Annotated in this window: 15 protein-coding genes; all 15 read left to right on the top strand. The window is 68.9% G+C overall.

Features of this window, described 5'->3' with window-relative positions:
- Positions 1–37 precede the first annotated feature (37 nt).
- On the top strand, positions 38–247 hold the full coding sequence (locus ROZ37_RS16705; RefSeq protein ID WP_312661195.1) for a hemin uptake protein HemP: 210 nt from the start codon (positions 38–40) through the stop codon (positions 245–247).
- Positions 248–291: 44 nt separating this feature from the next.
- Positions 292–528, top strand: coding sequence for a (2Fe-2S)-binding protein (locus ROZ37_RS16710; RefSeq protein ID WP_312661023.1), 237 nt, complete (start codon positions 292–294; stop codon positions 526–528).
- Entirely contained in the window at positions 525–1,001 is a 477-nt protein-coding gene (bfr, locus tag ROZ37_RS16715; RefSeq protein ID WP_312661024.1) for a bacterioferritin, read from the top strand. Before ROZ37_RS16710 ends, bfr begins: the two co-directional genes overlap by 4 nt.
- A 93-nt stretch (positions 1,002–1,094) precedes the next feature.
- Positions 1,095–1,220, top strand: a complete 126-nt coding sequence (locus ROZ37_RS16720) for a hypothetical protein (RefSeq protein WP_312661027.1) — start codon at positions 1,095–1,097, stop codon at positions 1,218–1,220.
- Between the two features lie 65 nt (positions 1,221–1,285).
- Positions 1,286–2,134: an energy transducer TonB gene (locus ROZ37_RS16725; RefSeq protein WP_312661028.1), complete on the top strand. Its 849-nt coding sequence runs from the start codon at positions 1,286–1,288 to the stop codon at positions 2,132–2,134.
- 5 nt (positions 2,135–2,139) lie between these two features.
- On the top strand, positions 2,140–2,913 hold the full coding sequence (locus ROZ37_RS16730; RefSeq protein ID WP_312661030.1) for a MotA/TolQ/ExbB proton channel family protein: 774 nt from the start codon (positions 2,140–2,142) through the stop codon (positions 2,911–2,913).
- Positions 2,913–3,329, top strand: a complete 417-nt coding sequence (locus ROZ37_RS16735) for a biopolymer transporter ExbD (protein WP_312661032.1) — start codon at positions 2,913–2,915, stop codon at positions 3,327–3,329. Before ROZ37_RS16730 ends, ROZ37_RS16735 begins: the two co-directional genes overlap by 1 nt.
- 216 nt (positions 3,330–3,545) lie before the next feature.
- On the top strand, positions 3,546–4,817 hold the full coding sequence (locus ROZ37_RS16740; protein ID WP_312661033.1) for an efflux RND transporter periplasmic adaptor subunit: 1,272 nt from the start codon (positions 3,546–3,548) through the stop codon (positions 4,815–4,817).
- Positions 4,814–6,790: a MacB family efflux pump subunit gene (locus ROZ37_RS16745; protein ID WP_312661034.1), complete on the top strand. Its 1,977-nt coding sequence runs from the start codon at positions 4,814–4,816 to the stop codon at positions 6,788–6,790. The genes ROZ37_RS16740 and ROZ37_RS16745 overlap by 4 nt, the downstream gene beginning before the upstream one ends.
- 8 nt (positions 6,791–6,798) lie before the next feature.
- Positions 6,799–8,343 (top strand): efflux transporter outer membrane subunit, encoded by a 1,545-nt coding sequence (locus ROZ37_RS16750; RefSeq protein WP_312661035.1) that lies wholly within the window; start codon positions 6,799–6,801, stop codon positions 8,341–8,343.
- Positions 8,344–8,892: 549 nt separating this feature from the next.
- Positions 8,893–9,438, top strand: a complete 546-nt coding sequence (locus ROZ37_RS16755; protein ID WP_312661036.1) for an iron transporter — start codon at positions 8,893–8,895, stop codon at positions 9,436–9,438.
- Between the two features lies 1 nt (position 9,439).
- Complete coding sequence (locus tag ROZ37_RS16760; protein ID WP_312661038.1) at positions 9,440–10,957, top strand: carbohydrate porin; 1,518 nt, start codon at positions 9,440–9,442, stop codon at positions 10,955–10,957.
- 79 nt (positions 10,958–11,036) lie between these two features.
- Positions 11,037–11,375, top strand: coding sequence for a cupredoxin domain-containing protein (locus ROZ37_RS16765; protein WP_312661040.1), 339 nt, complete (start codon positions 11,037–11,039; stop codon positions 11,373–11,375).
- Positions 11,376–11,396: 21 nt separating this feature from the next.
- Positions 11,397–12,203 (top strand): FTR1 family protein, encoded by an 807-nt coding sequence (locus ROZ37_RS16770; protein ID WP_312661041.1) that lies wholly within the window; start codon positions 11,397–11,399, stop codon positions 12,201–12,203.
- A gap of 2 nt (positions 12,204–12,205) precedes the next feature.
- The gene (locus ROZ37_RS16775; RefSeq protein ID WP_312661042.1) at positions 12,206–13,591 is read left to right on the top strand and encodes a 4Fe-4S binding protein; all 1,386 of its coding nucleotides are present in this window, start codon (positions 12,206–12,208) and stop codon (positions 13,589–13,591) included.
- Positions 13,592–13,690: the final 99 nt, after the last annotated feature.

Genomic DNA, 13,690 nt, shown 5'->3' on the forward strand with positions numbered 1-13,690 from the left:
TGTAATGCGAATCGTTCCTATTCGTTTTACTCAAACCATGGCAAACGAACGGTCGCCTTCCTCGCTTCGGTCCCAGTCCCGCCCTGTCGCCGGAGCCGGCAACAACGGGGATTGGCCGGAACGCGGACAGGCAGCGATCGCGAGCGAGTCGCTCCTTCTCGGACGGGCGAGCGTGACGATCGCGCACGAAGGCATGAACTACATCCTGCGCGCCACCCGCGCGGGGAAACTTATTCTGACGAAATGACGCCGCGGCAATCCGGCGAACAAATGGGATAACGAGGCTAGACTATGTACGTCTGCGTTTGCAATGCGGTCACCGAACGCCACATCGGCCTCGCCGTGAGCGAAGGGGCGAAGACGATGCGCGACCTGCGCCAGACGCTCGGCGTCGCGGGGGAATGCGGTCGCTGCGCGTGCTGCGCGCGCGACTGCCTGCGTTCGGCGCTGGCGGAGCAAACGGAGACCGCGGGACCGACGGTAGTCGGCCTCGCGCCCTCGTTCTCCTTTGCCGCGGAGGCCGTATGAAAGGCGACGTAAAAGTCATTCAGTTCCTCAACAAGCAACTAACCACCGAACTGACCGCCATCAACCAGTATTTCCTGCATGCGCGGATGTTCAAGAACTGGGGGCTCGAGCGACTCGGGCATCACGAGTACAAGGAATCGATCGAGGAAATGAAGCACGCCGACAAGCTCATCGAGCGCGTGCTGTTCCTGGAGGGGCTGCCGAATTTGCAGAACCTCAACAAGCTGATGATCGGCGAGGACGTCCCCGAGTGCCTGCAGGCTGACCTCGGTCTCGAACTCGGCGGCCGCACCGATCTCCTCGAAGCGATCGCCTACTGTGAGATCTGCAAGGATTACGTTTCGCGGGAGATATTCGAAGACATCCTCGAGGAAACCGAGGAACACATCGATTACCTCGAAACCCAGCTCGAACTTCTCGACAAGGTCGGGCTGCAGAATTACCTGCAGTCCCAGATGGAAGGCGGAAGCTGACGCCCGCCGGCGCCGATTGCCGGCTTTTTCCCACCCCAGCCAGCCAGTTCTCCCGCGGAACGAGCCAGCGACGAAACCCGACGGAGAACTGGCATGAACAGAACTGCCCCGGCATCCCGCCCCGGCCCGCGTGCCGTGGACGTTCCCGCGTTCGCGACGCATCGCCTCGCGCTGTACCTCCTCGTCGCGGCGGCCTTGATCAACCAGTTGATCGGATGACAGCCGGCACAGAGGCACCGCACTTTCGCGGTCGCGACGTCGTCCCGTTTTCGCAATAGATTGAAATGGCGCTCTCCCCCACGCTCCCAACGGCGCGCTTTCCCGCCGAGCCCCGTACCGACGAGCGACCGTCCCCGGCCTTCGCCGCCGCACGCGCGACACCGGAACGCGACCAGGCGCTGCACCGGGAGGCGGCGCGATCCAATCGAGCCCGCGCCGGTGCCCCCCGGCCGCGCGAACGGCGCCTGATCCTCACCCTCGTCGCCGCAACGCATCTGGGGGCCGCGATCGGTGTCTCGCAGTGGCGCGCCGAGCCGGTCGCCCCGCCGCCACCTCCGATTTCGGTGGCGCTGATCGAGCCGCCCGCCGTCATCCCGACGCCCGTACCGCCCCCCCCGGCGCCGACACCACCCACGCCGGAAGTCCGCAAGGAACTGCCGCGCCCGAAACCCGTCGTCAAACCCGCGCCGCCGAAGCCGGTCAAGGCTCCGGTGCCGCCCGCGCCGGTAACCGAGGCGGCGACCGCGATACGCAACGAGGAACCACCTCCGCCGCCGGCTCCGGCGCCAGCCACTCCGCCTGTCGCGGCCGCGCCGACGCAAGCCGACGCCCCGCCGCGCGTCGCCGAGACGGTCCCGGCGCGCTTCGACGCGGCCTACCTGAACAATCCCGCCCCCGCCTACCCGCCGCTCGCGCGCCGGATGCGCGAGGAAGGCAAGGTGCTGTTGCGCGTGTTCGTGACCGCCGACGGCGCGCCGGGCAAAATCAGCGTTTCCAGCAGTTCGGGCTCGAGCCGGCTCGATACCGCCGCCGAAAACGCAGTCGCCCGCTGGCGCTTCGTGCCGGCCAAGCAGGACGGCCGCAATGTCGAAGCCTGGGTCGTCGTGCCCATCGTTTTCAAACTCGAAGGATAAAGAAGATGCCTGTCGACAACTTCGGCCTCGCCCATCTGTGGGGGCAGTCGGACCTCATCATCAAACTCGTCGCCTTCACGCTCGTCGTGATGTCGGTCGCGAGCTGGTACCTGATCGCGGTGCGCGCGCTGCGTCAGTTCCGGGCACGCCGTTTCGATGCCGGCGTCGAGGCATTCTGGAACGCGCCGACCCTCGACGAAGGCCTCGGCCGCCTGTCGCGAACTGCCCCGGATTCGCCGTTCGAAGCCCTCGCACGCCAGGGCGCCGCGGCGGCCGAACATCTGCGTCGCCACACGCAGGAAGAGACGCTCGGCGGCAAGCTCGACGCCGACGAGTTCGTCACCCGCGCGATGCGCAAATCCATTGCGCTGTCGACGGCCCAGCTCGAATCCGGGCTGACGGTGCTCGCGTCGATCGGTTCGACGGCGCCCTTCGTCGGGCTCTTCGGCACCGTCTGGGGCATCTACCACGCGCTGATCGGCATCAGCGTCTCGGGCATGGCGACGCTCGACAAGGTCGCCGGTCCGGTCGGCGAGGCGCTGATCATGACCGCGTTCGGCCTGTTCGTCGCGATCCCGGCGGTGCTCGCGTTCAACGCCTTCACGCGCGCCAATCGTCTCGAACTGTCGGAGCTCGACGCGTTCGCGCACGACTTGCACGCTTGGTTCACGACCGGCACGCGTCTCGCGAGCGCCCCGACCGGCGAGGCCGCGAATCGCTCCGCGCGCACTGCAGCGCCCACCGCGACGCTCCGCGCGTCGACGCCGGGAGCGGCGTGATGGCGTTCGGCAGCTTCAGCCAGGAGGGGCGCGGCGCCCCGATGAGCGAAATCAACATGGTGCCGCTGATCGACGTGATGCTCGTGCTGCTGATCGTGTTCATGATCACCGCGCCGCTGCTGACCCACGCGGTCAAGATCGACCTGCCGACCGCCGCGAGCGCGGCGAACAACGAGAAACCGGAAACCGTCACGCTCGCCGTCGACGAGGCGGGCGTCCTGTACTGGAACGACCGCCGGATCGAGGACGCCGAGCTTGCGACCCGCCTTGCCGAAGCCGCGGCGAAACCGGTTCAGCCGGAACTGCATCTGCGCGCCGACCGCGAGACGCGCTACCAGAAGCTCGCCGAGATCATGTCGGCGGCGCGGCAGGCAGGCATCCAGAAGATGGGATTCGTCACCGTTCCGGAGCAGTAGCCCCCCGCTTTAGCTCACACCCCGCCGGCCGCCGTTCGCGCGGCCGCGCCCCGGCCACCCCACCCGGCCGGCATGCCATAATTCACGGCCCCGCGGCACCCGCCGCGGAACCTCGGCCTGCAATACGATACAAACCGGCGACCACCCTTCGCTTAATCTTTGGCCGCCCTTCACGCCTGCCAGGCGTGCCGTCCCAACCCTCGTTCAGACACCGTCATGACCACCCCCGCCCCGGCCCCGCTGCAAGCGAAGCGACGCTCGCGTTACACGATCCTGGCGCTGATCTGCGTCGTAGTGCTGGGGACCGCCGGCTATTTCGTGTGGTCGAAGTATTTCGCGAAGCCCGACGAGCTGTCGCGCTTCCAGCTCACCGCGGTGTCGCGCGGCGACATCGAGGACGTCGTCACCGCGACCGGGACGCTGCAGCCGCGCGAGTATGTCGACGTCGGCGCACAGGTTTCCGGGCAGCTGAAGAAGATCCACGTCGAGGTCGGGACCGAGGTCAAGGCCGGCGACCTGCTCGCCGAAATCGATCCGGTCGTGCTGCAGAGCCGCGTGGACGCGACGCGGGCGCAGTGGCGCAACCAGCGCGCGCAGCTGATGGCACGCGAATCGGACCTCAGGCTCGCCCAAACGCAACTCCGCCGCCAACGCAATCTGATGGCTGAAGACGCGACGACGACCGATGCGCTGCAGACCGCGGAAGCGACGCAGCTCGCCGCGCAGGCCCAGATCGAAGCGCTGAAGGCGCAGATCGACCAGACCGAGTCGAACCTCCGCGCCGACGAGGCGAACCTGAATTACGCCCGGATCTACGCGCCGATGGCGGGCACCGTCGTGTCGATCACCGCACGGCAGGGGCAGACGCTGATCGCGAGCCAGCAGGCGCCGGTGATCCTGCGCATCGCGGACCTGTCGACGATGACGGTGCAGACGCAGGTGTCCGAGGCCGACGTCAGCCGACTCAAGCTCGGCATGCCAGCGTACTTCACGACGCTGGGCGCCAGCGGTCGGCGCTGGGAAGGCACGCTGAACAAGATCGAACCGACGCCGGTGGTGCAGAACAACGTCGTCCTCTACAACGCGCTGTTCGACGTCGCGAATCCGAACCAGGCGCTGATGACGCAGATGACCGCACAGGTGTTCTTCGTCGTCGCCGCGGCACGCGATGCACTGCTCGTACCGATGGCGGCGTTTGCGTCCCAGTCTCCGCGCGCCGCGCGCATGTCGGCGCCGGGCAATCGGTCGGCTGCCGAGCCTGCGCGCAAACGACGCGACGCGAACGCCGGCGAGGCCGCACCGCGCCAACGTACCGTGCGCGTCGCGACTGCGGCCGGAACCCTCGAGGAACGCCGCGTCGAAGTCGGCGTCACGAACCGCGTTGAAGCGCAGGTGCTGGCCGGACTCGAAGAAGGCGAACGGGTCGTGTCCGGGGTCGCCCTGGAAGCGGGCGGACCGGCCGGCGCGCGCCGCCCTCCCCGCCTATGAAGCACGAACCCTTCATCGGCGAGCTGAAAGTCGACGCGACGCCCGCCGTCCCGCTGATCGAGCTGTCGGGCATCACGAAGACCTTTTACAACGGCGAGCTCGCGGTCGAGGTGCTGCACGGCATCGACCTGACGATCCTGCCCGGCGAATTCGTCGCCATCGTCGGCACATCCGGCTCGGGCAAATCGACGCTGATGAACATCCTCGGCTGCCTCGACCGCCCGACAACCGGCCGCTACCGCTTCCTCGGCCGCGACGTCGCCGATTTCGACCGCGACGACCTCGCGCGGCTGCGACGCGAAACCTTCGGCTTCGTGTTCCAGAGCTACAACCTGATCGGCGGATCGACCGCGCGCGAGAACGTCGAAGTGCCCGCGGTGTACTCGGGCATGCCGCCCGCCGAGCGGCACGCGCGGGCGATGGAACTCCTGACCGCGCTCGGCCTGGGCGACCGCACCAGCCATCGCCCGAACCAGCTCTCCGGCGGCCAGCAGCAGCGCGTGTCGATCGCGCGCGCGCTGATGAACGGCGGACGCGTGATCCTCGCCGACGAGCCGACCGGCGCGCTCGACAGCAAGAGCGGCGCGGAAGTCATGCAGCTGCTGCACAAGCTGTCGGCCGACGGTCACACGATCATCCTGATCACGCACGAGCGCGAAGTCGCCGAACAGGCGCAGCGCATCATCGAGATCCGCGACGGCAACATCGTCAGCGACCCCGGCCCGCGTCGGCGCGCAGGCGGCGAACCGGACTTCGCGCCGCACATCGACCGCACGTCGCCGCTGTCCGACGTGGTCGAGGCGTCGCGGACGGCCCTGCGCGCGCTGCGCGCGAACGTGTTCCGCGCCGCACTGACGCTGCTCGGCATCGTCATCGGCGTGGCCGCGGTCATCGCGATGCTCGCGATCGGCGACGGCGCGAAGCAGTCGGTGATCGACCAGATCAGCTCGATGGGCACGAACCTGCTGACAGTGCGCCCCGGCGCGCCGAACCAGCGCGGGCGCGACACGACCGCGACCCTCGTGCCCGACGACGTGCGCGCGATCGGCGAGCTACCGAACGTGCTCGCAGCCGTGCCCGAGCAGAGCGCGACCGTCACCATCCGCTACGGCAACGCCGACCACCGTACGTCGGCGACCGCGACCGGCGCCGACTTCACGATCGCGCGCGACTGGCCGATCGCACGCGGCACGTTTTTCAGCGCCGCCGACGAACGCAGCTACGCGACCGTAGCCGTTCTCGGCCAGACCGTCGCGAACGCCCTGTTCGGCAACGCGGATCCGGTCGGCGAATTCGTCGTCGTCAATAGCATCATGTTCCAGATCGTCGGCGTGATGGGGCCGATGGGCGCGACGCCGTGGGGCTCGGACCAGGACGACGTGATCTTCGTGCCCTACTCGACCGGCAGCCTGCGGCTTTTCGGTCAACGCTACCTGCGCAGCGCCACCGTCGCCGTCGAGGACGTCGCGCAGATCGACGACACGCAGGATGCAGTGCACGCGCTTCTGCTCGCGCGCCACGGCGGCGTCGAGGACTTCCAGATCCGCAACATGGCGTCGATCATCGAAAGCGCTTCCGAGACGCAGAACACACTGACCGTGCTGCTCGGCACCGTCGCCGCAATCTCGCTGCTCGTCGGCGGCATCGGCGTCATGAACATCATGCTGGTGTCGGTCACCGAGCGCACACGCGAGATCGGCATTCGCATGGCGACCGGCGCGCGGATGAAGAACATCCTGCAGCAGTTCCTGATCGAGGCACTCGTCGTATCGGCGCTCGGCGGCATCATCGGCGTCATCGTCGGGCTCGGCGCCGCGGCCATCATCGAAGCCTTCGACACGCCGATCGTGTATTCGCTGCCGCCGGTCGTGCTCGCGTTCGGTTGCGCGTTCGCGACCGGGCTGATTTTCGGCTACCTCCCGGCGCGCAAGGCCGCTCGCCTCGATCCCGTCGTCGCGCTCGCGTCGGAATGATCCCGCTCATGCTCTCGATACGTCATCCCGCCTCCGCGGTGCCGGCAGCCAAGTCTTCGCTGCGCTCCCTCCCGTTCGCCGCCGCGCTCGTGCTCATCGCCGGCTGCGCGATCACCGAGCCGGCGACGCGCCCCGAGCTCGCGGTGCCCGCAGGATGGACCGAAGCCGCGCCCGCCGCGGCCGCGCTTCCGGGGTCGGGCTGGTGGCGCGATTTCGGCTCGCCGTCGTTGCAAGAGCTCGTCGACGCGGCGCTCGCCGCAAACCCGGACATCCGCATCGCCACCGAACGGGTACGCCAGGCCGAGATCCAGCTTCGGGCCGCGGGCGCCTCGTTGCTGCCGTTGGCGACCGCCGGCGGCGATACCGCCTGGCGGCGTTCGGACGCCGGCAGCGGCAGCCGCACAATCGAATCCGAATCCACCGGCGCGAGCCTCGAGATCAGCTACGAGGTCGACCTGTGGGGCCGCCTCGCGGCCGGCGTCTCAGGCGCCGACGCGTTCCTCGCGGCGAGCCGCTACGACTTCGAGACGGTCCGCCTGACGCTGGTGAGTGGCGTCGCCAACACGTATTTCCAGTTGCTCGCGGCACGCGCGCGCCTCGACATCGCACGCGAGAACCTCGCGATCGCCGAGCGCGTGTTCGGCGTCGCCGAGGCGCGCTACCGCAACGGCGCAGCGTCGGCGCTGGACGTCAGCCGCCAGCGCAGCATCGTGCTCGCGCAGCGCGCGGCGATCCTGCCGCTCGAAACCGCCGAACGCCAGACGCTCGCCGCGCTCGCGGTGCTGCTCGGTCGCCCGCCTCAAGGCTTCACGCTCGCCGGCGAGACGCTCGGCGCGCTCGCGATTCCGGCGGTCGCACCGGGCCTGCCCGCGGATCTCCTCGTGCGCCGCCCCGATCTCGCGAGCGCCGAGGCCCGGCTCGCCGCCGCCGACGCGGACGTTACCGCCGCGCGCGCCGCGCTGCTGCCGTCGATCCAGCTATCCGGCTCCGCCGGCCTCGCGAGCACCGCGCTGCTGTCGCTCGCAAATCCGGGAAATTCGGTCGCGCTCACCGCAAGCCTCGCGCAGACGCTGTTCGACGGCGGCCGGCTGCGGGGCGAAGTCGAAACCGCGCGATCGCGTCGCCGCGAACTCGTCGAGACCTACCGCAACGCGGTGCACGTCGCGCTCCAGGAAGTCGAGAACGCGCTCGGTAACGCGGAGCGCGATCGCCGCCAGGAAGATGTCCAGCTGCTGGTCCGCGACGAGGCCCAACGCAGCCTGCGCCTCGCCGAGCTGCGCTACCGCGAGGGTGCCGATGACCTGCTCACGGTGCTCGACGCGCAGCGCACGCTGTTCCAGGCGCAGGACCAGCTCGCGCAGTTCCGCCTCGCCCGCCTCGCCGGCGCGGTCAACCTCTTCAAGGTGCTGGGGGGCGGTTGGGAGCAAGTCGCCGTGCCAGAGGGCCAGACGCCGGCAGCCGACACGACGAGCACTCGACCCGGAACCCCGTCCGCCCCGAACGCCGCCGCACCCGCCGCGTCCGCGGCGTCGGCGGCGTCCGATCGAGTCTGAGCGGAGGCGCCCCGGCGCCCGACCGCCCCACCCGCCGCGACACTTCGGCCCCTTCCGAAATCCGCTATTAACCCGACAACTACATACCCTTCGGACTGAGCTTGTCGCAGCCCTTCCAACGCCGTTCGGCAAGCTCAGGGCGAACGGTTGTATAGATTTGCCGCGTTGATAGTCTCGCTCGCCCGGTCACGGCGCCCGCGCAACCCTTCGCAAGACCTGCACCCGCGTATTCGGTCGCCCCGACCGGACGCCGGCCTTGCGTCAGCCTGGCGGCAGGATCCGGGCGCAGCTTGTGCGCGAGGCGCCCCGACCCGTCATCAGCATTCGTCCGACGCTTCATAGATTCGGAAACGCCGGTGCGCCCTGCTTCCGGCCAGAGGTGACGCCGTTCGCGGCGCGCCGGCCGCCGCGGAAATCCCCCCGGATACCCCATCCGCGGCACAGGGATGCAAATCTTCTATTGCGAACACTTCTCATTCTTTTTATCATCACCAAATGGTCGGCACCCGCCACCGCACCGCCCCTCCCAAACTTCGCCGAGGAACATCGATGACCCGCTATCCGCTCCGCGCGCTCGCCGCCGCGACCCTGACCGCCCTGTCGTTCGCCGCGAACGCCCTGGAATATCCGATCGGCAAGCCGGTCCAGCGCGGCGGCATGGAAGTCGCCGCCGTGTATCTGCAGCCGATCGAGATGGAGCCGGAGGGCATGATGAAGAAGGCCTCCGAGACCGACATCCACATCGAGGCCGACATCCGCGCATTGGCGAACAACCCGAACGGCTTCGAGGAAGGCAGCTGGATTCCGTACCTGACCGTGAAGTTCGAGATTTCGAAAGTCGGCAGCGACTGGAAGCTAGACGGCGAATTCATGCCAATGGTCGCGAGCGACGGGCCGCACTACGGCGACAACGTGAAGCTCTCCGGACCGGGCAAGTACAAGGTCAAGTACACGATCCTGCCGCCGGGCGGGAACCACAGCTCGCACTTCGGTCGCCACACCGACCGCGCTACGGGCGTACGTCCGTGGTTCAAGCCGTTCGAGGTCGAGAACGAGTTCACTTACGCAGGTGTCGGCAAGAAGGGCGGGTACTGAGATGCGGCCTGCTCCACGCCTTGCGCGCACCGCGCTGGCGGCCGCCCTTATCGCCGCTGCCGGGGCTTCGCAGGCCGCGGCGCCCACCCAGGACAAGGTGCTGGCCGAGCTCAAGCGGCTCGCCGAGCGTGTCGAGAAGCTCGAGAAGCGCAATGCCGAGCTCGAGTCCCGACTCGCCGCGAGCGCCGAGCCCGCGCTCGCGACCACCGCCGCTACCCCTGCGCCGGCGCTCGCGCAGCGCGTTGAGGCACTCGAACAGGCGAACCGCGACCTCGCCGCGGGTCTCGCCAGCGATCGCATCAGCGAACGCGAACCCGAGCTCGCAATCCGGTTGAAGGCGATCGAGGAACGGACCAACTCGATCGGCGCGCCCGCGAAGCTCGCCACGGCGCTCGAAGGCATCAGCGTCGAAGGCTCGGTCGCAGCGGTTGCGCAGCACATCGACGGCGATGGTCGCGACTCCGGGCGCTCCGAGTCGCAGCTTTCCTGGCGCGGCGACATCGGCATCACGCTGCCGGCCGGCTCGGTCGGGCGCGGCGAAGGCGAATTTTTCACCCAGTTGCGGGTCGGCCAGGGCGACAGCTTCACCGGCTTGCGGCCGACTTTCACCGGCGCGTACAACAGCCTCGCGTTCCAGACCGCCGGGGGCTCGGAGGAGACCTACGCGATCGTCGCGCAGGCGTGGTACCAGTTGACGATGCCGCTCGGCGATGACGTGGAGTCGCCGCACAGCCTGCAGCTGACCGTCGGCAAGATGGACCCGTTCGTGTTCTTCGACCAGAACGCGATCGCCGACAACGAGGCCGAGAAATTCCTCAACAACGTGTTCGTGCATAACCCGCTGCTCGACTCGGGCGGCGCGGTCGGCGCCGACAGCTACGGCTTCACTCCCGGCCTGCGCCTCGCGTACCGCAACGAATCCGACAGCCCCGACTGGTGGCAGGCGTCGGTCGCGGCGTTCGGCGCCGGCGAAGGGGCGCGCTTCGGCCGCAGCTTCACCAAGCCCTTCGTGATCGGCCAGCTCGAATACGGTCGCAAGTCCTTCGGCTTCGACAGCACCTACCGCCTGTATGCGTGGCGCAACGGACAGTACGAGGGCTTCGACGGCAGCGTCGAGAGCGCCTCCGGCTGGGGCGCGAGCGTCGACCAGCGCGTGCACGAGGACGTGACGCTGTTCGCCCGCTACGGCCAATCGACGTCGGATCACACGGCGTTCGATCGTGCGCTCACGGTCGGCGCGGAGATCGCCGGCAACGCATGGGGCCGCGGCGCGGACGGGGTCGGCGTCGCGTGGGGCTGGCTGCGCGCGAGCGACGAGTTCCGCGACGCCGCACCGACCCTCGACGGCTACGGCTTCAACGCCCGCGGCGCCGAGCAGGTCGGCGAGCTGTACTACCGCTGGTATCTGAACGACCAGCTGTCGCTCACGCCCGATGTGCAGTACGTGCGCCGCGCGGCGGCGAATCGCGACGCGAAGACGATCACCGCGTTCGGACTTCGCGCGTTGTATGCGTTCTGATTCCGCCACCGCCATCCACCCCGCCGGCCTCCCGCCGCGCGGGGTTTTCGTCCGTCTACGGGCAAGGATCCGCCAAACCATGAAATCGCCCCGCTTCCTCGCTTCCGCCGTTGCGATCGCCGCATTCGCTGCGACCGCCACCGCGCACGCCGACATGCCGAGCTTCGAGGTCGTCGCCGAGAACGGCCGCTTCACGCCGGACACGATCGTCGTGCCGGCAAACACGCGCTTCCGGCTGACGCTGACGAACCGCAACGCCGGCCCCGAGGAGTTCGAGACCTCGAACCCGTTCAAGGAGCTCGTCGTCGCGCCCGGCGTGTCGCGCAGCACCGTGTTCCCGCCGCTCAAACCCGGCACCTATCCGTTCTTCGGCGAGTTCCATCCGGACACGGCGAAGGGCCAGTTCGTCGCGAAGTAACCTGGAATCGAGGAAGCCGTCATGGGTAATGCCCTGTTCATCGTGTGGCGCGAGAGCGTCGAGGCGATTCTTGTCGTCAGCATCCTGTACGCGTGGATCAACGCGCGCCGCGAGGGGCCGATCGGCTTGCGCCACCTGTGGGCCGGTATCGGCGGGGGACTGGTCCTCGCCGGCGCGCTCGCCCTCGCGATGCTCGGCCTGCAGAGCCAGCTCGCCGGCGACGCGCTCGAAGTTTTTCAGGCGGCGATCGTGTTCGTCGCGGCCGGGCTCATCACGCACATGGTGCTGTGGATGCGCAGCCACGGCCGGCAGATGAAGCGCGAGCTCGAGGCAGGGCTGTCGCGCGCGGCGGCATCGGCGGGCGGCATGCCGGTCGCGCTGCTCGCAGCGATAGCGGTCGGACGCGAAGGCGCCGAGACGGTGCTGTTCCTCTACGGACTGGGCGTCGAGCAGTCGGGCGGCACGCTCGGCCGGATGTTCGCCGGCGCCGGCATCGGCTTCGCGCTCGCGCTCGCGACCGCGTGGCTGATCCAGCGCGGCGCAAAATGGCTGCCGAGCCGGCTGTTCTTCCGCGCGACCGAGATCGTGCTGCTGCTGCTCGCCGCCGCGATGCTGGTGTCAGGCATCGAGCGGCTGATCAACCTCGAATGGCTGCCGCCGCTCGTCGAGCCGGTATGGGACAGCTCGGCGCTGCTGTCCGACGGCAGTGCGGCCGGCGGCATCGCGGCGGCATTCGCCGGCTACCGCGCGCAGCCGTCGCTGACGGTGCTGGTCGCGTGGTTCGGCTACTGGCTTGCCGTCGCTTGGCTCGGACGCCGGAGGACATGATCATGCCGAGCTGCACGCTGCCCACCCCCCGTTCGCCGTGGCTCGCGCAGGCGGGCGAGCTGATGCGCCGCCATCGCCGCTGGATCGTCGGCGTGCAATGGGTGGTGCTCGCCGCCTACCTGTTCCTCGTCGTCACGCCGGCGTTCCTGCCGCTGCCCGAATCCGGCGCGCACCTGTGGAACGACCTGACGCTGTTCGCGCAGTTTGCCTTCTGGGGCATCTGGTGGCCGTTCGTTCTCGTGTCGATGATGCTGATGGGGCGCGTTTGGTGCGGCGTGCTGTGTCCGGAAGGCTTCGTGTCGGAGCAGGCGTCTCGCATCGGGCTCGGCCGGCCTGTCCCGCGCTGGATCAAGTGGGGCGGCTGGCCGTTCGTCGCGTTCCTCGGCACGACGATCTACGGCCAACTCGTCAGCGTGTATGAATATCCCAAGGCGGCGCTGCTCGTGCTCGGCGGCTCGACCGTCGCGGCGATCGCGGTCGGCCTCGTCTATGGCCGCGGCAAGCGCGTGTGGTGCCGTCATCTGTGCCCGGTCAACGGCGTGTTCGGCCTGCTCGCGCGGCTCGCGCCGGTGCATTTCCGCACCGACCGCGCGGCGTGGGACCGCCACCCGGTGAAGAAAGTGATCCCGATCGACTGTGCGCCGCTCGTCGACATCCGGCGGATGGAAAGCGCCGCGCAATGCCACATGTGCGGGCGTTGCAGCGGTCATCGCGGTGCGGTCGGACTCGCGGCGCGCGTTCCCGGCGCCGAGGTCGCGAAGCTCGCCCCGCGGGACGCGGACCGCTGGGAAGCGCGCCTCCTCGTGTTCGGCGTCATCGGCACTGCGATCGGCGCGTTCCAGTGGTCGGCGTCGCCGTGGTTCGTGCGCGCGAAGCTCGCCGCCGCCGAATGGCTCATCGAGCACGATGCGTTCGCGCTGCTCGGCGACGACATCCCGTGGTGGCTGCTGACGCATTACTCGGAAGTGAACGACGTCTTCACGTGGCTCGACGGACTGATGATCGTCGGCTACATCGCGACCGCCGCGGTCGTCATCGGCGCGTGGATCAGCGGCTGGCTGCGCGTCGCCGCGCGCGCCCTCGGCGAGCCGGCCACCCAACTGCGGCTCGCCTACGCGCTGATTCCGCTCGGCGGCGTCGGCGTGTTCCTCGGGCTGTCGGCGCTGACGGTCACTCTGCTCACCGCGGAAGGCGTGACGCTCACCCAGCTTCCCGAACTGCGCGGCGCGCTGCTCGCCGTCGCGACCGCCGCCAGCCTCGCGCTCGCCTACGTGCAGATCGGTCGTAGCGCGGCGTCGCCCCTCCGCCGGGCAGCCGCGTTGCTCGCGTTCGCAACGGCCGCGGCGGGCGCGGTCGTGCCGTGGGTGATGATGTACTACGTGTGGTAGCGGCGCGACAGAGTCGCGTCAATTGCGATTGATTCGCATTTGTAACTAGAGATAGAATCGCCGCATCAGCCAGCCAGTCCGCCAGCCTCCGGCCGGATC

This window comes from Aromatoleum sp. (assembly GCF_032027225.1).
Classification (GTDB): domain Bacteria; phylum Pseudomonadota; class Gammaproteobacteria; order Burkholderiales; family Rhodocyclaceae; genus Aromatoleum.